20 protein-coding genes are annotated in these 21,662 nt (G+C 68.2%); 10 read left to right on the top strand and 10 right to left on the bottom strand.

Annotation, left to right across the window (positions count from 1 at the left end; translation table 11 throughout):
* Positions 1–67: 67 nt before the first annotated feature.
* The 3 genes from ACWCQK_RS06670 to ACWCQK_RS06680 all read right to left on the bottom strand — a co-directional run bounded on the left by ACWCQK_RS06670 (position 68) and on the right by ACWCQK_RS06680 (position 3,266).
* Positions 68–1,330, bottom strand: coding sequence for an MFS transporter (locus tag ACWCQK_RS06670; RefSeq protein ID WP_451152600.1), 1,263 nt, complete (start codon positions 1,328–1,330; stop codon positions 68–70).
* 126 nt (positions 1,331–1,456) lie between these two features.
* Positions 1,457–2,539, bottom strand: a complete 1,083-nt coding sequence (locus ACWCQK_RS06675; protein ID WP_451152602.1) for an inositol-3-phosphate synthase — start codon at positions 2,537–2,539, stop codon at positions 1,457–1,459.
* A gap of 43 nt (positions 2,540–2,582) precedes the next feature.
* The gene (locus tag ACWCQK_RS06680) at positions 2,583–3,266 is read right to left on the bottom strand and encodes a PadR family transcriptional regulator (protein ID WP_451152604.1); all 684 of its coding nucleotides are present in this window, start codon (positions 3,264–3,266) and stop codon (positions 2,583–2,585) included.
* A 374-nt stretch (positions 3,267–3,640) separates the two neighbouring features.
* Between ACWCQK_RS06680 and ACWCQK_RS06685 the strand changes: the two genes are divergently transcribed.
* Positions 3,641–6,346: a transglycosylase domain-containing protein gene (locus ACWCQK_RS06685; RefSeq protein ID WP_451152606.1), complete on the top strand. Its 2,706-nt coding sequence runs from the start codon at positions 3,641–3,643 to the stop codon at positions 6,344–6,346.
* A 130-nt stretch (positions 6,347–6,476) separates the two neighbouring features.
* Complete coding sequence (locus ACWCQK_RS06690; protein WP_451152608.1) at positions 6,477–7,976, top strand: glycosyltransferase family 87 protein; 1,500 nt, start codon at positions 6,477–6,479, stop codon at positions 7,974–7,976.
* A gap of 100 nt (positions 7,977–8,076) precedes the next feature.
* Here ACWCQK_RS06690 and ACWCQK_RS06695 read toward each other — a convergent pair whose 3' ends face one another.
* The 3 genes from ACWCQK_RS06695 to ACWCQK_RS06705 all read right to left on the bottom strand — a co-directional run bounded on the left by ACWCQK_RS06695 (position 8,077) and on the right by ACWCQK_RS06705 (position 10,787).
* Positions 8,077–9,108 (bottom strand): alanine racemase, encoded by a 1,032-nt coding sequence (locus ACWCQK_RS06695; RefSeq protein WP_385775144.1) that lies wholly within the window; start codon positions 9,106–9,108, stop codon positions 8,077–8,079.
* A gap of 65 nt (positions 9,109–9,173) precedes the next feature.
* Positions 9,174–10,295 (bottom strand): peptidoglycan bridge formation glycyltransferase FemX, encoded by a 1,122-nt coding sequence (gene femX / locus ACWCQK_RS06700; RefSeq protein WP_451152611.1) that lies wholly within the window; start codon positions 10,293–10,295, stop codon positions 9,174–9,176.
* A gap of 180 nt (positions 10,296–10,475) precedes the next feature.
* Entirely contained in the window at positions 10,476–10,787 is a 312-nt protein-coding gene (locus ACWCQK_RS06705; protein WP_451152613.1) for a hypothetical protein, read from the bottom strand.
* A 296-nt stretch (positions 10,788–11,083) separates the two neighbouring features.
* Here ACWCQK_RS06705 and rpsF point away from each other — a divergent pair, with 296 nt between their 5' ends.
* The 4 genes from rpsF (at position 11,084) to rplI (ending at position 12,830) form a co-directional block, all read left to right on the top strand.
* On the top strand, positions 11,084–11,374 hold the full coding sequence (gene rpsF, locus ACWCQK_RS06710) for a 30S ribosomal protein S6 (protein ID WP_005482942.1): 291 nt from the start codon (positions 11,084–11,086) through the stop codon (positions 11,372–11,374).
* A 77-nt stretch (positions 11,375–11,451) separates the two neighbouring features.
* Positions 11,452–12,048 (top strand): single-stranded DNA-binding protein, encoded by a 597-nt coding sequence (locus ACWCQK_RS06715; RefSeq protein ID WP_451152615.1) that lies wholly within the window; start codon positions 11,452–11,454, stop codon positions 12,046–12,048.
* Between the two features lie 80 nt (positions 12,049–12,128).
* The gene (rpsR, locus tag ACWCQK_RS06720) at positions 12,129–12,365 is read left to right on the top strand and encodes a 30S ribosomal protein S18 (protein ID WP_003949403.1); all 237 of its coding nucleotides are present in this window, start codon (positions 12,129–12,131) and stop codon (positions 12,363–12,365) included.
* Between the two features lie 18 nt (positions 12,366–12,383).
* A complete protein-coding gene (gene rplI / locus ACWCQK_RS06725; RefSeq protein ID WP_351934107.1) occupies positions 12,384–12,830 on the top strand; it encodes a 50S ribosomal protein L9 in 447 nt (148 codons plus the stop codon).
* A gap of 175 nt (positions 12,831–13,005) precedes the next feature.
* Here the strand turns inward: rplI and ACWCQK_RS06730 are convergent, their stop codons facing one another.
* Complete coding sequence (locus tag ACWCQK_RS06730) at positions 13,006–14,343, bottom strand: MATE family efflux transporter (protein ID WP_451152617.1); 1,338 nt, start codon at positions 14,341–14,343, stop codon at positions 13,006–13,008.
* Positions 14,344–14,802: 459 nt separating this feature from the next.
* On the opposite strand from ACWCQK_RS06730, the gene dnaB reads away from it, so the two are divergent.
* Entirely contained in the window at positions 14,803–16,281 is a 1,479-nt protein-coding gene (gene dnaB, locus ACWCQK_RS06735) for a replicative DNA helicase (RefSeq protein ID WP_451152619.1), read from the top strand.
* Between the two features lie 128 nt (positions 16,282–16,409).
* Positions 16,410–17,795 carry a serine hydrolase domain-containing protein gene (locus tag ACWCQK_RS06740; RefSeq protein WP_451152621.1) on the top strand — a complete coding sequence of 462 codons (1,386 nt, stop codon included), beginning with the start codon at positions 16,410–16,412 and terminating at the stop codon, positions 17,793–17,795.
* 75 nt (positions 17,796–17,870) lie between these two features.
* On the opposite strand, the gene ACWCQK_RS06745 is transcribed toward ACWCQK_RS06740, so the two are convergent.
* Positions 17,871–18,323 (bottom strand): N-acetyltransferase family protein, encoded by a 453-nt coding sequence (locus tag ACWCQK_RS06745; RefSeq protein WP_451152623.1) that lies wholly within the window; start codon positions 18,321–18,323, stop codon positions 17,871–17,873.
* Between the two features lie 9 nt (positions 18,324–18,332).
* Positions 18,333–18,791: a MarR family winged helix-turn-helix transcriptional regulator gene (locus ACWCQK_RS06750; RefSeq protein WP_451152625.1), complete on the bottom strand. Its 459-nt coding sequence runs from the start codon at positions 18,789–18,791 to the stop codon at positions 18,333–18,335.
* Positions 18,792–18,931: 140 nt separating this feature from the next.
* Here ACWCQK_RS06750 and ACWCQK_RS06755 point away from each other — a divergent pair, with 140 nt between their 5' ends.
* Together ACWCQK_RS06755 and ACWCQK_RS06760 are read left to right on the top strand one after the other, a co-directional pair.
* Positions 18,932–20,140 (top strand): MFS transporter, encoded by a 1,209-nt coding sequence (locus ACWCQK_RS06755; RefSeq protein ID WP_451152627.1) that lies wholly within the window; start codon positions 18,932–18,934, stop codon positions 20,138–20,140.
* A gap of 99 nt (positions 20,141–20,239) precedes the next feature.
* A complete protein-coding gene (locus ACWCQK_RS06760; protein WP_451152629.1) occupies positions 20,240–20,662 on the top strand; it encodes a GlcG/HbpS family heme-binding protein in 423 nt (140 codons plus the stop codon).
* 62 nt (positions 20,663–20,724) lie between these two features.
* Here the strand turns inward: ACWCQK_RS06760 and ACWCQK_RS06765 are convergent, their stop codons facing one another.
* A complete protein-coding gene (locus ACWCQK_RS06765; protein WP_451152631.1) occupies positions 20,725–21,591 on the bottom strand; it encodes a GNAT family N-acetyltransferase in 867 nt (288 codons plus the stop codon).
* Positions 21,592–21,662 lie beyond the last annotated feature (71 nt).

Consider the following 21,662-nt stretch of genomic DNA (forward strand, 5'->3'; position numbering starts at 1 on the left):
GGTAAGTTACCGGGCCGCTTCGGCCACTTTGCTTTCCCGAGAGCAGTCTGTGGCTCTGATGTGACACTTACCGGAGCTCAAAGCGGGCCATAGACAGAGCAATCGCTCCGTAGAGCGCGGCCACGAACCACACCAGCGCCGCGGAGCGGCCGTCCGGCGGCAGCATCACGGCGGCCACCGCGGCGGCGCCGACGAAGGCGACGTTGAACAGGACGTCGTACAGGGAGAAGATCCGGCCGCGGAAGCCGTCCTCGACCGAGGACTGCACGACCGTGTCGGTCGCGATCTTCGCGCCCTGGGTGACCAGCCCCAGCACGAATGCCGCGACGAACAGGGGGACTTCGGCGAAGGGCAGGCCGAGCGCGAGCTCCAGGACGGCGCCGGCTCCGGAACAGACGACGATCCAGCGTCCCGGCCCCAGCCGTCCCACCGCCGACGGTGTCACCAGCGCCGCCGCGAAGAATCCCGCTCCCGAGATGCCCACGGCCACTCCCAGCAGTGCCAGACCCTCGTCCGAACCGGATGACCAGGCGTACCGGCAGAGCATCAGGACCATGACGGTCAGGGCGCCGTAGCAGAACCGCATCAGCGTCATCGAGACCAGCGCCCAGACGGCTTCCCTCCGGCCCGGCGCGGCGAGATGCCGTACCCCGGCCGCGAGCCCCCGCGCGGTACCGCTCAGCGCCGCTCCCAGCCGCGGCTGTACCGACGCGCGGTCGGGGCCCAGCAGTTCCGGTGCCATGCGCAGGGCGGCGAGAGCCGCGCACAGATACAGCGAGGCGCCCAGCAGCACCACGGCGGCGTCGCCGTCCGCCACCACCAGCCTGACGGCGAAGGCGAGACCGCCGCCCGCGGTCGCGGCGAGCGTTCCGGCGGTCGGGGAGAGGGAGTTGGCGATCACCAGCCGCTCGGCGTCGACCACCCGGGGCAGTGCCGCGGAGAGTCCCGCGAGGACGAAGCGGTTGACGGCGGTGACGCACAGGGCGGAGACGTAGAAGAGCCAGTCCGGAGCGTGGCCGATCATGAGGGCCGCCGTCACCGACGCCAGCAGGGCACGCAGCAGATTGCCGTGGAGGAAGACCTGACGACGGCGCCAGCGGTCGAGGAGCACACCGGCGAAGGGTCCCACCAGCGAGTACGGCAGCAGCAGTACCGCCATCGCGGAGGCGATCGCGGCGGCCGAGGTCTGTTTCTCCGGCGAGAAGACGACGTAGGTGGCGAGCCCCACCTGGTAGACGCCGTCGGCGCCCTGGGAGAGCAGCCGCACGCCCAGCAGGCGCCGGAAGTCCTGGAAGCGCAGCAGAACGCGCAGATCGCGGACGACGGACATGGGGCACAGCCTCACATATGCGGAGGGTCCCCGGGTCATTGACCCGGGGACCCTCAACCGCCCTGGCAGGAGCAGTGTCGGCGCTGTGGCGTCCGGTCGACGCACCGCGCTCTGTCTTGCTGGCGCCTAGCGCTCGACCTCGCCCTTGATGAACTTCTCGACGTTGGCGAAGGCCTCGTCGTCGAAGTACTGCACCGGCGGGGACTTCATGAAGTACGAGGAGGCCGACAGGATCGGACCGCCGATGCCGCGGTCCTTGGCGATCTTCGCGGCGCGCAGGGCGTCGATGATGACACCCGCGGAGTTCGGCGAGTCCCAGACCTCGAGCTTGTACTCGAGGTTCAGCGGAACGTCGCCGAAGGCACGGCCCTCGAGGCGGACGTAGGCCCACTTGCGGTCGTCCAGCCAGGCCACGTAGTCCGACGGGCCGATGTGGACGTTCTTCTCGCCCATGTCGCGGTCGGGGATCTGCGAGGTGACGGCCTGCGTCTTCGAGATCTTCTTCGACTCGAGGCGGTCGCGCTCCAGCATGTTCTTGAAGTCCATGTTGCCGCCGACGTTGAGCTGCATGGTGCGCTCGAGACGGACACCGCGGTCCTCGAACAGCTTCGCCATCACACGGTGCGTGATGGTGGCGCCGACCTGCGACTTGATGTCGTCGCCGACGATCGGGACGCCCGCCTCGGTGAACTTGTCCGCCCACTCCTTGGTGCCGGCGATGAAGACCGGGAGGGCGTTGACGAAGGCGACCTTGGCGTCGATGGCGCACTGGGCGTAGAACTTCGCCGCGTCCTCGGAACCGACGGGCAGGTAGCAGACGAGGACGTCGACCTGCTTGTCCTTGAGGATCTGGACGACGTCGACCGGCGCCTCGGCGGACTCCTCGATGGTCATGCGGTAGTACTTACCGAGACCGTCCAGGGTGTGCCCGCGCTGGACCGTGACGCCCTTGTTCGGGACGTCGCAGATCTTGATGGTGTTGTTCTCGCTGGCGCCGATGGCGTCGGAGAGGTCGAGGCCGACCTTCTTCGCGTCGACGTCGAAGGCGGCGACGAACTCGACGTCACCCACGTGGTATTCGCCGAACTGGACGTGCATCAGGCCCGGGACCTTGGACGCCGGGTCGGCGTCCTTGTAGTACTCGACGCCCTGCACCAGCGATGCAGCGCAGTTGCCCACGCCGACGATGGCTACGCGAACCGAACCCATTCCGGTTGCTCCCTGTGTGTACGAGTGAGGCCCTGAAGGGGACTCACGTGGCGGTGTCGTCGGGCGTATCCGGCCGGGGGTCGTCCCCCGGCCGGGGCAGGCCGCCCGTCGCTCCAGATGTGGTGTCGTGCTGAGCGAGCCCACCGGAGGCGGAACCCTTCAGGTCCCGTCCGGCCCGCTCGCTCTCGATGAGCTCGTTCAGCCAGCGCACCTCGCGCTCCACGGACTCCATTCCGTGGCGCTGAAGCTCAAGCGTGTAGTCGTCGAGGCGCTCGCGGGTGCGTGCCAGGGAGGCGCGCATCTTCTCCAGGCGCTCCTCCAGCCGGCTGCGGCGACCCTCCAGTACGCGCATGCGTACATCGCGTGACGTCTGCCCGAAGAAGGCGAAGCGAGCGGCGAAGTGTTCGTCCTCGTACGCGTCGGGTCCCGTCTGCGAGAGCAGGTCCTCGAAGTGTTCTTTACCTTCCGCCGTCAACCGGTAGACGATCTTGGCGCGACGCCCCGCGAGTGGAGCGGCGAGGGCGTCCTCGGGAGTGTCTCCCGTTTCCTCGATCAACCAGCCGCTGGCGACCAGCGTCTTGAGGCAGGGGTAAAGCGTCCCGTAGCTGAACGCCCGGAACACACCCAGTGACGTGTTGAGTCGTTTGCGCAGCTCATAGCCGTGCATCGGGGACTCGCGGAGCAGGCCGAGTACGGCGAACTCGAGGATCCCGGAACGCCGGCTCATCGTCGCCTCCTCTCTGCCGCGGACGGGCCGTGACGGTCTTTATGCCGAGCTGATGTATCGACTCGATACATCAGAACGATAGAACGGCCTTCCGTGCGCGACAAGAGGGAAGAGGGTGAACGGGATCACATCACCGATTCGTTGGATGCAAGTTGCCTGATTTGGGGTGAACTTCGGGGCTCGGCGGGTTTTGACGGTGCGTAGTCTGTGCGCCATGCACACCACCGGGAACCGAGTGACGCCTGGGGACGTCCTCGTCCTCGGTGCAGTACGGGTGAATGCGTGACCGACCACATCCGTATTTCGGGGGGACCGGAAACCAGCTGCCGTTTCCAGGCGCGCATGGGTGCGCCTGCCCGAGGAGTAATCGTTCGATGAGCGAGCACCGTCGCAAACCGCCGCAGCCGCAGGACGGCGGACGTGCCGCGGCCCGACGCGGCCAGTCCGGCTCGTCCTCCGGCCGCCGAGCGGCACCGCGTGGCGCCACCGGGTCTCTGTCCGATGCGTATGGGTCGGATTCCTATGAGCCGGGAGGCGAGGAGTCGTCGTACGGCGGCCGTGCCGAGGCCCGGCGCGCGGCACAGAGAGGTGGTGGCCGCCGCAGAGCGGCCGAGAACGGTCCCGGAGGCCGCCGCGGCGGCTCCGACGGCCCTGGGCGGGGCAGGGGGCGTGCGGTCGCTTCGGGCAAGAAGCGCTTCATCGACTACCCGCGCTTCGGCAAGTACGGGTGGCGCCGCTGGGTGCCGTCCTGGAAGCTCGCCTCCGGCCTGTGTGTCGGCTTCATCGGCAGTCTGGTGGCCGTCGCGGGCATCGGGTACGCCATGGTGAGCGTGCCGAACGTCGCGAACACGGCGACGGCCCAGAACAACGTCTACTACTGGGCCGACGACACCCCGATGGTCGCCACGGGCGGTGAGACGAACCGCCAGATCATCAACCTGTCGCAGATCCCGAAGGCGATGCAGTTCGCCGTGGTGTCGCAGGAGAACAAGACCTTCTACACCGACAGCGGCATCGACCCCAAGGGCATCGCCCGCGCCGTGGTGAACATGGCCCAGGGCGGGGAGACGCAGGGTGGTTCCACCATCACCCAGCAGTACGTGAAGAACGCGCGGCTGGACGACCAGTCCCAGACCATCACGCGTAAGTTCAAGGAGATCTTCATCTCCATAAAGGTGGGGGCCACGGTCAAGAAGGACGACATCATGGCCGGCTACCTGAACTCCGCGTACTACGGGCGCAACGCCTACGGGATCCAGGCCGCGGCTCGTGCCTACTTCGCCAAGGACGCCATAAAGCTGAACCCGGGCGAGTGCGCCTTCCTGGCGGCGATGCTCAAGGGCTCCACGTACTTCGACCCGGCCGGCGCGACCGCCTTCGACTCGTCCGCCACCGCTGGTGCGAACAGCAAGCGGGCTCTGCGGCAGATGCAGGACACACTCGACAAGATGGTCGAGTACGGCCATCTGGACGCGCAGGAACGGGACAAGTACACCGAACTGCCCGACTGGAAGAACCCGCGTTCGAACACCGAGCTGAGCGGCCAGATCGGCTACCTCGTCGACCTCGCCAACAGCTATGTGGTCACCCACAGCAAAGACACCGGGATCACCCAGGACAAGCTGACCCAGGGCGGCTACTCCATCTACACGACGTTCGACAAGAAGAAGGTCAAGGAGCTCGAGGCGTCCGTCACGAAGGTCCAGAAGGCGAGCATCAAGCCGAAGGACCGGCCGGACACGGACACACACGTCCAGTTCGGCGGAGCCTCGCTGGATCCGGAGTCCGGCGCCATCAAGGCCATCTACGGCGGCGAGAGCGCGACCAAGCACTTCACGAACAACGCCGACACCACCGGCGCCCAGGTCGGCTCCACGTTCAAGCCGTTCGTGCTCGCCGCAGCGATGCAGTGGGGCGTCCGGAATCCCAAGGGCCCGGAGTCGCAGGCCCAGGACGAACGCACCATCGCCTCCCCGAAGAGCCTGTTCAGCGGAAAGAACAAGCTCAAGATCGAGGAGTACAACAGGGAGATCTGGAAGAACGAGAAGGGCGAGGAGTGGCTCCAGACCAACGACGGCAATGCCTCGTACGGAAACGCCCCCAAGTTCCAGATCGACCTTCGTGAGGCGATGCGGGAGTCGGTCAACTCCGCCTTCGTGCAGCTCGGCATGGATGTCGGTCTGGACAAGGTGAAGCAGTCGGCCATCGACGCGGGGCTCCTGGAGTCCAGCCTGACCGGCACCAGCTTCCCGTCCTTCTCCATCGGTATCTCCGACCCCAGCGCCATCCGGATGGCGGGCGCCTACGGCACCTTCGCGGACAGCGGCCAGCAGCATGACCCGTTCTCCGTCAGGTCGGTGAAGAGCAAGGACGGCGTGGTCTACACGCATAAGGTCGCCACCGAGGAGGCCTTCACCGAGGCCGTCGCCAACAACGTCACCGACGTCCTGAAGACCGTGGTCGAGAAGGGCACGGGTACCAACGCCCAGCTGCCCGGCCGTGAGGTGGCCGGCAAGACCGGTACCACCGACGGCAACAAGTCGGCCTGGTTCGTCGGCTACACGCCGCAGCTGTCCACGGCGATCACGATGTTCCGGTACGACGACGACGAGACCAAGAAGAACCGCACGTTCCTCGAGATGTACGGAACGGGTGGTCAGAAGAAGATCCACGGTGCGTCGTTCCCGGCTCAGATCTGGCACGACTACATGGCAGAGGCGCTGAAGGGCCAGAAGGCCGAGGACTTCCCGACCCCCGAACCCATCGGTGAGGTCGTCAACGAGGAGCCCTCGCCGACGCCCACGCCGTCCGCCACCGAGACCGAGGAGGCCAGCCCGACGCCGTCTCCCACGCCGTCGGAGACGCTGACCAGCCCCTCTCCCTCGGCGAGCGAGACCTGCGGCAGGTTCACCTGGAACTGCGGCAACGACGGCGGTACCGACGCGGGTACCACGGACGGTGGCAGCACCGACGGTGGAGTGACCACCTCGCCATCGCCCTCGCAATCGACCGGTAGCACCAGAGGCAACGGCAACGGCGGCAACGGCAATGGAGGCCTCTTCGGAGGTTCAGACGGGTAGTCGCCTATACCCCGGCATGGGTGTTTCACGTGAAACACCCGAATGTTTCACGTGAAACGAGGGCCGTCGCACCGGATCAGGTGCGGCGGCCCTCGGCGTATTCCTGGGTGCGTACGGCAGGATGTGCCCCATGCCCAGTGCAGAAGCGACGCCGACGAGCGTGCACGAGCCCGATCCGGTACGGCCGACCAGGGACGACGAGGTCGCCGCGGCCGCCAGCGAACTGATCGGCGGCCCCGTGGGACGGCGTGCCCTCCTGGGGACGTCATGGTGGACTCCCGTACGGGTCGTCGCGCTCGTGGCCATCGGAATGTTCGCCCTCGGCCTCGTCCAGAAGGCGCCCTGCTACAACGGTGGCTGGTTCTTCGGCGCCAGCTCCCAGTACACGCACGCGTGCTACTCGGACATCCCGCACCTCTACCAGGGCCGCGGATTCGCCGACGGGCTCGTGCCGTACTTCGACAAGCTCCCCGGCGACATGCAGTACCTCGAGTACCCGGTGCTGACCGGTGTGTTCATGGAGGTGGCCGCCTGGCTGACGCCCGGCAGCGGCTCCATCCAGCACCAGGAACAGTGGTACTGGATGGTCAACGCCGGAATGCTGATGGTCTGCGCGGCCGTCATCGTGGTCTGTGTGTCCCGCACGCAGGCGCGCCGACCCTGGGACGGCCTGCTGGTGGCTCTGGCGCCGGCCTTCGCGCTGACCGCCACGATCAACTGGGACCTGCTGGCCGTGGCTCTGACGGCCGCCGCGATGCTGATGTGGTCACGGAGCCGTTCGGTGGCCTTCGGCGTCCTCCTCGGGCTCGCCACGGCCGCCAAGCTCTATCCCGTCTTCCTGCTCGGCCCGCTGTTCCTGCTGTGCTGGCGTGCGGGCAAGTGGCGGGACTTCGGCAAGGCTCTGGCGGGCGTAGCCGCCTCCTGGCTCGTGGTGAACCTGCCGGTGATGCTCTTCGCCTTCGACGGCTGGTCGAAGTTCTACACGTTCAGCCAGGAGCGGGGCGTCGACTTCGGGTCCTTCTGGCTGATCATGGCCCAGAACTCCACCGACCCGCTCAGCACCGACACGGTCAACACCCTGGCCACGGTCCTGGTGCTGCTCTGCTGCGGCGGGATCGCGGCACTGACCTTCACCGCCCCGCGCAGGCCGCGCTTCGCCCAGCTGGCGTTCCTGATCGTCGCGGCGTTCATCCTCACCAACAAGGTGTACTCCCCGCAGTACGTCCTGTGGCTGGTGCCGCTGGCCGTGCTGGCCCGGCCGAAGTGGCGGGACTTCCTGATCTGGCAGGCGTGCGAGGTGGCGTACTTCCTGGGGATCTGGATGTACCTCGCGTACACGACCAGCGGAGACGCTCACAAGGGTCTGCCGACCGACGGTTACCACTGGGCCATCGGCGTTCACCTGCTGGGGACGTTGTACCTCTGCGTCGTCGTGGTGCGGGACATCGTGATGCCGGAGCGGGACGTGGTGCGCCAGGCCGGCGACGACGACCCGTCGGGCGGTGTGCTCGACGGAGCGGAGGACGTGTTCGTCCTCGGCTCGGCAGCCCATCCGCCGAGGCACGCGGCCCACTTCGACGGGCCGCAGGTGGAGTGGGGCAAACAGGACTCGACGGGCAGTTCGCTCTGAGCGAACAGGGCTGGGACGGATCATGTGAAAGGCCGTACACGGAGGTTCCGTGTACGGCCTTTTGCCGTTGCCGGGCGGCCTCAGGGGCCTGCGCCCCCGCTCAGCGGTCCACGATGCGGTCGAACTGCGTGGTGGTATGCCGGAGATGGGCCACCAGTTCCTCACCGACCTTCGGCTCCGGGGCGTCCGAGGGCACGAACAGGATGGAGACCTGCATGTGCGGCGGCTCGGCGAACCAGCGCTGCTTGCCGCCCCAGACGAACGGGGCGAGGTTACGGTTCACGGTGGCCAGACCGGCGCGGGCGACGCCCTTGGCGCGCGGCATGACGCCGTGCAGGGCCTTGGGAGCCTCCAGACCCACTCCGTGCGAGGTACCGCCCGCCACGACCACCAGGTAGCCGTCCGAGGCCGCCTTCTGCTGCCGGTAGCCGAACCGGTCGCCCTTGGCGACGCGCGTGACGTCCAGAACGGCGCCGCGGTACTCGGTGGCGTCGTGGTCCCCGAGCCACAGGCGCGTGCCGATGCGGGCACGGAAGCGGGTCTGCGGGAACTGCTGCTGCAGGCGGGCCAGTTCCTCCGCCTTGAGGTGGCTGACGAACATCGTGTGCAGCGGCAGGCGGGCCGCGCGCAGCCGGTCCATCCAGCCGATGACCTCCTCGACGGCGTCCGAGCCGTCGGTGCGGTCCAGCGGAAGGTGGATCGCGAAGCCCTCGAGACGGACGTTCTCGATGGCGGAGTGCAGCTGGGCCAGGTCCTGCTCGCTGATGCCGTGCCGCTTCATCGACGACATGACCTCGATGACCACCCGGGCGCCCACCAGGCCGTACACGCCGTCGATCGACGACACCGAGCGGATCACCCGGTCGGGCAGCGGCACGGGCTCCTCGCCGCGCCGGTAAGGCGTCAGCACCAGCAGGTCACCGCCGAACCAGTCCTTGATGCGCGCGGCTTCGTACGTCGTGCCGACGGCGAGGACGTCCGAGCCCAGTCGCGTGGCCTCCTCCGCGAGGCGCTCGTGACCGAAGCCGTAGCCGTTGCCCTTGCAGACCGGGACGAGTCCCGGGAACTGCTCCTGCACGTGCTTGTGGTGCGCCCGCCAGCGCGCGGTGTCGACGTAGAGGGTGAGCGCCATGGCCGGACCTGGAACCTTTCTCGTGGCTGCGGTGTATCAGAGGTATGGAAGCACTGAACGTGACGTCAGCGTCGCGACATGTAGATGTCGAGAGCCTTGTGGAGCAGCTTGTTCAGCGGGAAGTCCCACTCGCCGAGGTATTCGGCGGCCTGTCCGCCCGTGCCGACCTTGAACTGGATCAGGCCGAAGAGGTGGTCGGTCTCGTCCAGCGAGTCGGAGATGCCGCGCAGGTCGTAGACGGTGGCGCCGAGCGCGTAGGCGTCGCGCAGCATCCGCCACTGCATCGCGTTGGACGGGCGGAACTCACGGCCGATGTTGTCGGAGGCGCCGTAGGAGTACCAGACGTGGCCGCCGACGATCAGCATCGTCGCCGCCGACAGGTTCACGCCGTTGTGGCGGGCGAAGTACAGGCGCATGCGGTTGGGGTCCTCGGTGTTGAGGGCCGTCCACATGCGCTGGAAGTACGAGAGCGGGCGGGGCCGGAAGTGGTCGCGCAGGGCCGTGATCTCGTACAGGCGCTGCCATTCCTCGAGGTCGTGGTAGCCGCCCTGGACGACCTCGACACCGGCCTTCTCGGCCTTCTTGATGTTGCGTCGCCACAGCTGGTTAAAGTTCTTGTGGACCTCTTCCAGGGAGCGGTTCGCCAGCGGCACCTGGTAGACGTAGCGGGGCTGGACGTCGCCGAAGCCGGCACCGCCGTCCTCGCCCTGCTGCCAGCCCATGCGGCGCAGCTTGTCGGCCACCTCGAAGGCGCGCGGCTCGATGAAGTCCGCCTCGATGTCCCGCAGTCGCTTCACGTCCGGGTTCTGGATGCCCGCCTTGATGGAGGTGGCCTCCCAGCGCCGGATGATCACCGGCGGGCCCATCTTCACGGAGAAGGCGCCCTGCTGCTTCAGATGCGCGAGCATCGGTTCCAGCCAGTCCGTGAGATTCGGCGCGAACCAGTTGATGACCGGGCCCTCGGGCAGATAGGCCAGGTAGCGCTTGATCTTGGGCAGCTGCCGGTAGAGGACCAGGCCGGCGCCGGCCATCTCACCGGTGCGGTCGTCGAACCAGCCGAGGCTCTCGGAGCGCCACTCGGCTTTTACGTCCGCCCAGGCCGGGACCTGCATGTGACTCGCCGACGGCAGGCTCTGGATGTATGCCAGATGCTGCTCTCGACTGATGGTCCTCAGGGTCAGGCTCATTCCGGGCGCTCCTCGGGCTGGTCTGTCCCCATGGGTACAGGGGCTCCGGCTCTCGCGGCGAAGCCTACTGCGCCTTGCAAGCGGCCTGACTGGGGCGTACGGGCCCAACGCCCCGGCGCGAGGGCCGGCCGGGGCGTTCCGGAGAGCTTCACACAGCGTTCGAGGGTGCTTCGGTGCGGCTCAGAAGACCCCGCCGAAGAGCCCGCCGTGCGCCATGCCGAGGAAGAAACCGATGGCAGCGGCGCCGAGACCCAGGATCAGACCGAAGCGTTCGCGGGTCGTTTCGGAGATCCACTGCCCGTAGGCCCCGGTGAAGATGCCCACCAGGCCGGCCCAGGAGCTGAGCAGGTGCAGGCTGTGGAACATCGCCGTGACGAAAGCCGTGATGCCCAGCACCAGGGTCACCGCGAGCAGCGTGACCTGGAGGGGATGGGACTTACCGTCCGAGGCGAAAAGGCCGCCGACGGTGTTGGGTCGCAATGCCTGTGCCATAGGGCACCTCCTGCGGAAGGCGGCGCATCGTAGCGCCGTACACACCCGATGTGTACAGATTGAGGGTCTACGCGGCCGGATTTCAACCGGAAGCGGGTGTGCGGGTAGTCTGTAGCGTCTGCACCGGTGTCTGCCCAGGCACAGCCAGGATCCGCCCAGGACAGAGCGGGGACGTCTTACCGACGGCCCGCGATTGTCAGTGGCGGCCGATACCGTTGCGTACGCATCACAACGCATCACAACCCTCCTGCCACGGAACGACCGTGGCCGCTGAGTCCAAAGGAGGTGGGTTCCACATGCGTCACTACGAGGTGATGGTCATCCTCGACCCCGATCTGGAGGAGCGCGCTGTCGCCCCCCTGATCGAGAACTTCCTCTCCGTCGTCCGTGAGGGCAACGGAAAGGTCGAGAAGGTCGACACCTGGGGCCGTCGTCGTCTCTCGTACGAGATCAAGAAGAAGCCCGAGGGCATCTACTCGGTCATCGACCTGCAGGCCGAGCCTGCGGTCGTCAAGGAGCTCGACCGCCAGATGAACCTGAACGAGTCGGTCCTCCGGACCAAGGTCCTCCGTCCCGAGACCCACTGAGCTCTCCCGCTCAGACGATCTCGGGATTCGAGTAGCAGCACCAGCAGCCAGCAGCAAACCCGCCGAGAGGTTCCCCCATGGCAGGCGAGACCGTCATCACGGTCGTCGGCAATCTTGTCGACGACCCCGAGCTGCGCTTCACCCCGTCCGGTGCGGCGGTCGCGAAGTTCCGCGTCGCGTCCACTCCCCGCACCTTCGACCGTCAGACGAACGAGTGGAAGGACGGCGAAAGCCTCTTTCTCACCTGCTCGGTCTGGCGTCAGGCGGCGGAGAACGTCGCCGAGTCGCTTCAGCGAGGCATGCGCGTCGTCGTGCAGGGCCGGCTGAAGCAGCGGTCCTACGAGGACCGCGAGGGCGTCAAGCGCACGGTCTACGAGCTGGACGTCGAGGAAGTCGGCCCCAGCCTGCGCAACGCCACGGCCAAGGTCACCAAGACCGCCGGCCGTAGCGGTCAGGGCGGCCAGGGTGGTTACGGCGGCGGTGGCGGCCAGGGTGGCGGCAACTGGGGCGGAAGCTCCGGCGGCGGCCAGCAGGCCGGCGGCGCTCCCGCTGACGACCCGTGGGCTTCCGGCGCTCCCGCCGGTGGCAACCAGGGCGGCGGCGGTGGCGGTGGCGGCTGGGGCGGAAGCTCCGGCGGCAACGGTGGCGGCTACTCGGACGAACCCCCCTTCTAGGCCCACGGCCAGGCCCCTCGGGCCCGACCGGGTCGAAGGTGGGTCGTATCCCAACTTCTTGATCACACAGGAGAAACACCATGGCGAAGCCGCCTGTGCGCAAGCCTAAGAAGAAGGTCTGCGCTTTCTGCAAGGACAAGGTCACGTACGTGGACTACAAGGACACGAACATGCTGCGGAAGTTCATTTCCGACCGCGGCAAGATCCGTGCCCGCCGCGTGACCGGCAACTGCACGCAGCACCAGCGTGACGTCGCCACGGCCGTCAAGAACAGCCGTGAGATGGCGCTGCTGCCCTACACCTCCACCGCGCGATAAGGGAAGGGTGACCGACTAATGAAGATCATCCTGACCCACGAGGTCTCCGGCCTCGGTGCCGCGGGCGACGTCGTCGACGTCAAGGACGGTTACGCTCGCAACTACCTGATCCCGCGGAAGTTCGCTATCCGCTGGACCAAGGGTGGCGAGAAGGACGTCGAGCAGATTCGTCGCGCTCGCAAGATCCACGAGATCCAGACCATCGAGCAGGCCAACTCCGTGAAGGCCCAGCTCGAAGGTGTCAAGGTCCGTCTGGCCGTCCGCTCCGGCGACGCCGGTCGACTCTTCGGCTCCGTCACCCCGGCCGACGTCGCTTCGGCGATCAAGGCTTCCGGTGGCCCCGAGGTCGACAAGCGCCGCATCGAGCTGGGCTCGCCGATCAAGACGCTGGGCGCCCACGAGACGTTCGTGCGTCTGCACCCCGAGGTTGCCGCCAAGGTCAACATCGAGGTCGTCGCGGCCTGACCGCTGCGTTTGGCTTGACAGCCGAGAAGGGGCCGCGCCCTGTGGGGTGCGGCCCCTTCCGCATGCTTGTTCCGCGTGCTTGTTTTGCCGACGCGGGCGCGTGGGTCTCCTTCGGGCCTGGCGCCTTCGGGCTGTGCGCATGTTTCACGTGAAACGCCGGTTTCACGTGAAACGATCAGCGCGTGGCGCCCGTGACGATCCAGCGGCCGGAACGGGCGCGCATGGAGAGAGTCAGCATCCGCACGGCCATCATCAGAGTCATGGCTCCCCACAGTGCGCTGAGGCCGCCGCCGAGGACCGGGACCAGTAGGGCGACCGGGGTGAAGACCGCCAAGGTGACCACCATCGCCCCGGCGAGATACGGGCCGTCTCCCGCTCCCATCAGGACTCCGTCCAGGACGAAGACGACGCCACAGATGGGCTGGGCGAGAGCCACGATGAGGAGCGCGGGCAGGGCGGTGTTCTTGACCAGGGCGTCGTTGGTGAACAGGGGCAGGAAGAGCGGCCGGGCGATCACCACGAGCAGGCCGAGTGCGCAGCCCGCGGCGATGCCCCACTCCACCATGCGGCGACAGGCTTCGCGGGCGCCGTTGGTGTCACCGGCGCCGAGGTGGCGACCGATGATGGCCTGCCCCGCGATGGCGATGGCATCGAGGGTGAAGGCCAGCAGACTCCACAGGGACAGGATGATCTGGTGGGCGGCGATGTCGGCGTCACCGAGACGGGCCGCGACGGCTGTGGCGATCATCAGGACCGCTCGCAGGGAGAGCGTACGGACCAACAGGGGGACACCGGCCCGGGCGGAGGTCTTGATGCCGGCGGCATCGGGGCGCAGTGAGGCGCCGTGCCTGCGGGCTCCGCGTACGACCACCACGAGGTAGACGGCTGCCATGCCGACCTGCGCGATGACGGTGCCCCAGGCGGAGCCGGCGATGCCGAGGCCGGCGCCGTAGACGAGGGCCGCGTTCAGGGCGGCATTGGCGACGAAGCCGGCGATGGCGACGTAGAGCGGTGTCCTGGTGTTCTGCAGACCGCGCAGGACACCGGTGGAGGCGAGCACGACGAGCATGGCCGGGATGCCGAGTGACGAGATGCGTAGATAGGTCGTCGCGTAGGGGGCGGCGGTGTCCGAGGCGCCGAAGAGATCCACGAGGGCCGGAGCCGTGGGCAGGACGGTGATGATGACCGCGGAGCCGATCAGCAGTGCCAGCCAGATGCCGTCCATGCCCTGGCGGATGGCCGCCTTGAGATCGCCGGCGCCGACGCGGCGGGCGACGGCGGCCGTGGTGGCGTAGGCGAGGAAGACGAAGATGCTGACCGCCGTCGTGAGGAGGGCGGAGGCGACGCCGAGACCGGCGAGTTGTGCGGTGCCGAGGTGGCCGACGATCGCGCTGTCGGCGATGACGAAAAGGGGCTCGGCGACGAGTGCGCCGAAGGCCGGGACGGCCAGCGTGACGATCTCACGATCGTGCCGTCGCCGAGTGGCCCTGGCGGGCGCGGGAGCCTGTGTCATGAGCACTAATCTAATCGTCCACAGGTAAGAGATGCAAAGCGCCACTGACCCTTACTTCTCTTGAGGTCGTATGCACTTTCGCGTGCCGTTCGAGCCGATCTTGGTCCGGCTGGGAAAGTTTTTCTTCTGCACAGCCAGTGGACGGGAAGTTCCCAGCTCAGGGCACTTCTCGCGAGAGAGGTGGGAGCTTGTTCACAGGCCTGTCCACCGGGTCGTGCACAGGTTTTGCGGAGTTCTCCACAGCATCCGGGCCGTCGTCCACATGGCCTGTGGATAACCAGATTGGCTGACGGTGCCGACGGGCCTACCGTGGTGCGGCGCCCGCTCCGTCCGTCGACCGTGAAAACCTCACAAAACCGACGCGTCCGAACCGGAGAAGGGCCTCTTATTTGTCAGTGCCGTGCCGTAGAAAAGAGAGGCATGGCGAGGTCCGCTCCGCGGACGGGAGGAGGTGGCTCGGTGAGCATTTCCGAGCCCTTGGACGATCCGTGGGCCGACAGCGGTCCGAGTGATCGTCTGCCCGCCTCTCGTCGCCGCGGCGAAGGGGGCCGGGGCCGAGGCGAACAGCACGACCGGGGTCGGGACGACGGCGAATGGGAGAGCGGGGGGACGTCCTTCGAGCGCGTACCACCGCAGGACCTCGACGCCGAGCAGTCCGTTCTCGGTGGCATGCTCCTGTCCAAGGACGCCATCGCCGACGTCGTCGAGGTCCTCAAGGGCCACGACTTCTACAAGCCGGCGCACGAAACGATCTTCCAGGCGATCCTGGACATCTACGCCAAGGGTGAGCCGGCCGACCCGATCACCATCGCCGCCGAGCTCACCAAGCGTGGCGAGATCAACAAGGTCGGCGGCGCGTCGTATCTGCACACGCTCGTCCAGACCGTACCGACGGCGGCGAACGCCGAGTACTACGCGGAGATCGTTCACGAGCGGGCCGTGCTGCGCCGTCTCGTCGAGGCGGGCACGCGCATCACCCAGATGGGATACGCGGCCGACGACGACGTCGACGAGATCGTCAACCGCGCCCAGGCCGAGATCTACGCGGTCACCGAGCAGCGCACCAGCGAGGACTACCTGCCGCTCGGCGACATCATGGAGGGCGCGCTCGACGAGATCGAGGCGATCGGCTCCCGCAGCGGCGAGATGACCGGCGTGCCCACCGGCTTCACCGATCTCGACTCGCTGACCAACGGCCTGCACCCGGGCCAGATGATCGTCATCGCCGCACGCCCCGCCATGGGTAAGTCGACCCTCGCACTGGACTTCGCCAGGGCCGCGTCGATCAAGCACAACCTGCCGAGCGTCATCTTCTCCCTCGAAATGGGCCGCAACGAGATCGCGATGCGTCTGCTGTCGGCCGAGGCGCGTGTGGCCCTGCACCACATGCGTTCGGGCACCATGACGGACGAGGACTGGACACGACTGGCCCGCCGTATGCCCGAGGTGTCGTCCGCTCCGCTCTTCATCGACGACTCCCCGAACCTGTCGATGATGGAGATCCGCGCGAAGTGCCGGCGGCTCAAGCAGCGCAGCGACATCAAGCTCGTGATCATCGACTATCTCCAGCTGATGCAGTCCGGCGGCTCCAAGCGCTCCGAGAGCCGTCAGCAGGAGGTCTCGGACATGTCCCGTAACCTCAAGCTCCTCGCCAAGGAGCTCGAGGTGCCCGTGATCGCGCTCTCCCAGCTCAACCGTGGTCCCGAGCAGCGCACGGACAAGAAGCCGATGGTGTCCGACCTGCGTGAGTCCGGCTCCATCGAGCAGGACGCCGACATGGTGATCCTGCTGCACCGTGAGGACGCCTACGAGAAGGAGTCACCCCGGGCCGGCGAGGCGGACATCATCGTGGGCAAGCACCGTAACGGCCCGACGGCCACGATCACCGTCGCCTTCCAAGGCCACTACTCGCGCTTCGTGGACATGGCGCAGACCTGATCCGGGGCGTCTCAAGGGACGGATCGGGAACCCGCAGGTCAGCCGGGACCGACGAGCCGCACGTGATGTGATCCCGCAACCGGCGAAATGCGCTCGACGCGGGGTGTCCGGCCGGGTGGACTTGGCCCATGACGTCTTCTCACGAACAACTCCTTCCCGGCACCCGCCGCGCGCTGCTCCACCGGATCGCCGTGGCCCAGGCCGAGGGGCGTGCGCCGTCGCTGGTCGCGGCCGTAGTACGAGACGGGCAGACCCTGTGGCACGGCGCGCGTACCTCGGTGGACGGGCACGGGCCGGACGAGAACGTGCAGTACAGGATCGGCTCGATCACCAAGACCTTCACCGCCGTTCTCGTCCTGCGGCTGCGTGACGCGGGCGTGCTCGACCTGTCCGATCCGCTGGAGAAGTATTTGCCGGGAACCGGAGCCGGGGAGGCCACGATCGCCGATCTCCTCGCCCACACGAGCGGGCTGGCGGCCGAGTCCCCCGCGCCGTGGTGGGAGCGCACCCCGGGGTCAGTGCGACCCGAACTCGCCGACGTGCTGGGTGAGCAGCCCTCTTTGCACCCTGTCGGCCGTCGCTTCCACTATTCGAACCCGGGCTACACCCTCCTGGGCGCGCTGGTGGAGGAACTTCGGGGTGCCCCGTGGGAGGACGTCCTCAGGCGGGAAGTGCTCGAACCTCTGGGCCTGGACCGGACAAGTGCCCGGCCGCAGGCGCCCCACGCGGGTGGGTGGGCGGTACACCCCTGGGCCGACGCGCTGCTCCCGGAACCCGTGGAGGATCTCGGGCGTATGGCACCGGCCGGTCAACTCTGGTCCACCACGGGCGACCTGGCCAGGTTCGCCGTCTTCCTGGCCCGGGGGGACGAGCGGGTGCTGAGCGCCGGGAGCGTACGGGAGATGCGTACGCCGGCCGCGCCACCCGAGGCGGCGGATGTGGTGGACGGTGTCAGCTATGGCCTCGGTATGCAGATCCAACGGCGGGACGGTCGGCTGCTCGTCGGCCACTCGGGTTCGCTGCCGGGCTTCCTCGCGAACCTCACGATCAGCGTGGCCGACGACGTGGCCGCGGTGGTGCTGGCCAACTGCACTTCCGGGCCGCTGCTGGGCACTGTGGGAGCTGATCTCGTCCGTATCGTCGCGGAGGCTGAGCCGCGGATTCCCGAGCCCTGGCGCCCGCTTCCCGAAGTCGACCAGGCGGAGCTGGAGTTGGCGGGGCCGTGGTATTGGGGGACTCATGCCTTCGCGTGGCGGCTGACGGCCGACGGGCGGGCCTCGCTGGAGCCGCTGTCCGGCAACGGCCGGCGTTCACGGTTCCGGGCGAACGGCGACGGCACCTGGACGGGGCTGGAGGGGTACTACGCCGGAGAGCTTCTACGGGCCGTACGGCGCCCGGACGGGTCCGTGGACCACCTGGACCTCGGGTCGTTCGCGTTCACGCGTCAGCCGTACGACGAGACTGCTTCGGTGCCCGGTGGCGTGGACCCGGAGGGGTGGCGAGGCGTCAAGTAGGGCTGTCGGCGCCGCGCGGGTAGGCGTCGACGACCGAGGCGGCCTGTTTCACGTGAAACAGGCCGCCCTCGTCGATCAGAGCGGGAGCTTGAAGCCGACGTGTGACGCCGTGAAACCGAGCCGCTCGTAGAAGCGGTGGGCGTCGGTGCGGGAGTTGTCGGATGTCAGCTGCACCATCCGGCAGTTCTGGCGCCGGGACTCGTTGACGGCCCACTCGATGAGCTGCGTGCCCAGGCCGCTGCCGCGTTCGTCCGCGTGGATCCGGACGCCTTCGATGATCGCCCGGGCGGCGCCCTTGTGGGAGAGGCCGGGATTGACCGTCAGCTGAAGAGTGCCGATGACACGGCCTTCGCGCACCGCGACCACCACATGCTGGTTCGGATCGGCAGCCAGCCGCTCCAGCGCCGTCAGGTACGGGGTCAGGTCCTGCGGTGATTCACGCTGTGCGCCCAGCGGATCGTCGGCGAGCATCGCGACGATCGCCGGGACGTCCTCCGCCGTGGCGGGCCGTATTTCGAGATCTGCCATGGTCGCAGCCTATGCGGGCACGTTCAGTGACTCCACGACACGGACCAGCGGTGCGAGCTCGGGGCTCTTCGCGGCCTCGTCGAGCGCCTCGCGCAGGGCCGCGTCATTGGTGGGCCGCGCCTCCGACAGCAGTTCGAGGCCGGCCTCGGTGACGTTGGTGTAGATGCCGCGTCGGTCGGTGGGGCACAGGTAGCGCTCGAGCAGACCGCGGTCCTCGAGCCGGGTGACCAGCCGCGTGGTGGCGCTCTGGCTGAGGACGACCGCGTCGGCGACCTGCTTCATCTGTAGGTGGCCCCCCTCGCCGTCGTGCTGGCGGCTGAGCACGTCGAGCAGGGAGTACTCGCGCACGCTCAGCTCGTGCCGAGCCTGCAGGGCGCGCTCGATGTGTGCCTCGATCCTGCCGTGGAGCAGGGAGAGGGCGCACCAGCCCTGGGCGAGGGCAGTGAGCGCGGGGTCCGTCGCTGTCATGGGGTTCCTCCGTCCCGGGGCGGCTGCATCCAGGGTAGGGCACACCCGCAATAGTCTGCTGGTGCTTATAGCCCGCGTGTGCAACTATTGTGGACGCACGCAAAGCGCATCTGCAATCGTTTGGGAAGGTGGGACCCTCCATGCCTCTCGCGCTTCTGGCCCTCGCGATCGGGGCCTTCGGAATCGGAACGACCGAGTTCGTGATCATGGGCTTGCTGCCCCAGGTCGCGGGTGACTTCGGGGTCTCGATCCCCACGGCGGGCTTCCTCGTGACCGGCTACGCGCTCGGCGTCATGTTCGGCGCCCCGCTGATGACCGTCCTCGGCACCAAGATCTCCCGCAAGCGGATGCTGATGCTGCTGATGGTCTTGTTCATCGCCGGCAACCTGCTCTCCGCCCTCGCCCCCACGTTCGCCGTGATGCTGATCGGCCGGGTGGTCGCGTCCCTCGCCCATGGCGCGTTCTTCGGCATCGGCTCGGTCGTCGCCGCCGACCTGGTGGCCCCGGACAAGAAGGCCGGAGCCATCGCGATGATGTTCACCGGCCTGACGGTCGCCAACGTCGTCGGCGTCCCGCTGGGCACCCTCGTGGGACAGAACGTCGGCTGGCGCGTCACCTTCGGTCTCGTCGCCGCGCTCGGCGTCGTCGGCCTGGCGGGCGTCGCCCGGCTGGTCCCGGATATGCCCCGGCCCGAGGGCGTACACCTGCGCCATGAACTGGCCGCCTTCAAGAACGTCCAGGTCCTGCTCGCGATGGCGATGACCGTCCTCGGCTTCGGCGGCGTCTTCGCCGCCATCACCTACATCGCGCCGATGATGACCCACGTCGCCGGGTTCGCCGACGGCTCGGTCACCTGGCTGCTGGTCCTCTTCGGCCTCGGCATGGTCGGTGGCAACCTCGTCGGCGGCCGGTTCGCCGACCGTGCCCTGATGCCCATGCTGTACGTCTCTCTCGGCGCGCTGGCCGTCGTCCTCGCCCTGTTCACGCTCACCGCGCACAACAAGGTGCTGGCGGCCGTCACGATCGCTCTGATCGGCGCCCTGGGCTTCGCCACCGTCCCGCCGCTCCAGAAGCGCGTCCTCGACCAGGCGCACGGCGCCCCGACCCTCGCCTCGGCCGTGAACATCGGCGCCTTCAACCTGGGCAACGCCCTCTCGGCCTGGCTCGGCGGCCTCGTCATCGCGGCCGGCCTCGGCTACACCGCCCCCAACTGGGTCGGAGCCGCCCTCGCCGCGGGCGCCCTGCTTCTCGCCGTGCTCTCAGCCGGCCTGGAGTGCCGCGACAACGCGTCCGGCGCCGTCGTCGCGGGCGCTGTGCCCGCCGAGCAGCGGACAGCCGTCCATCACTGAGTCGTCCATCCATCACTGAGCCGGCCGGGGTGCGGGGCAGGGACCGTTCCGCACCCCTCGGTCGCCCTCTCGAGAAACACCCGCAAGGAGACAGACCTCATGAGCACCACCACCGCCTTCGCCCCTCTGACCATCCAGGACGCCGAGGCCCTCGTCACCGCCGCCCGCCAGGCCGCCGAGTCCGCGGGGGTCACCGTCAGCGTCACCGTCCTGGACGCGGGCGGCCATCTCCTCGCCTTCCGGCGGGACGACCGGGCCGTGCTGATCTCCGGGGAGACGAGCACCCGCAAGGCGTACACGGCGCTCCAGCTGAACGCGCCCACCGCCGACCTCGTCGACGCCGTACAGCCCGGAGGTCCCTTCCACACCCTGCCCACCGCGCTCGACCGACCGCTGCTGTTCATCGCGGGTGGCGTGCCCGTGCGTCGCGACGGCCGGCTGATCGGCGCGATCGGCGTCGGTGGTGGCGCGCCGGAGCAGGACCACGGCTTCGCCACGGCTGCCGTGGACGCACTCGTCTGACGCCGCCCGTGCGGCAGGAGGCGCCGGTTCCCGACGGGGGACCGGCGCTTTCGTCGTGAGGGTCAGCCCGCCGCCACCGTCACGGGAGCGAAACGCCGAGTCCAGTCGCCCGGCAGTTCCGGGATGCCGTGGGCCATGACCGCGTTGAAGGCGACCGGCGCGAGGCCCCGCTCCTTCACCCACGCCAGCAGTTCCTCGTGCCGTACGTCGATGTCGGTCCGCAGGCGGCGGTCGGTGTGAGCGGCGAGGGAGGTGATGAGGGCCTTGGCGGTGTCCGTGTCACGGGCGATCAGCGGGCCCACCACCTGGGTGTCCATGTTGGGCCAGGCGGCCGCGTAACCGATGATCCGGTCGTTCTCCACGGCCACGTGGAGCCGGTCGGCGAAGGCCGGCAGACGGGTGACGATGTGGGTGCGGTCAAGGCCGAACACCTCCTCGTCGAGCCGGAGGATCGCCGGCAGGTCCCCGGCGGTGGCCGCACGCGTGACGACGCCGGGCCGCGTCCCTCCGGGCGCGAAGTACCCGGCCACCATCTCGGCCCGCCCGATGACCTTGAAGCCCAGCTCCTCGTACAGCGGACGGCCGTTCGGTGTGGCGTGGAGAGTGAGTGGGGTGGGCCCCATCGCGGCGGCCACGTGACGCATCAGACGACGCCCGACGCCCTGACGGGCGTGCCGTTCGGCGACCAGCACCATGCCGATGGCCGCCAGGTCGGGTCGCTCCCGGGGGCCGTACTCGGTGACGACACAAGCGGCGACCAGTCCGCCGGCGGGGTCCTCGATGCCGTGCCCCTTTCCGGCCGTGAGCAGGAGGCCCCACTTGTGTTCCTCCCTGGGCCACCCTCGATCCTCGGACAGGTCGGCGCAGGCGGAGAGATCGCGAAGCGTCAGTCGGCGGACGGGGAGAACGGCGGGGGAAGAAGGGGGCACGCAGGTCAGGCTGTCCGACGGGAGACCTCGGCGTCCACCGCTTTCAGGGAGACACACGTGCTTTTGGCCAT

It is taken from the genome of Streptomyces sp. NPDC002306 (genome assembly GCF_053593435.1).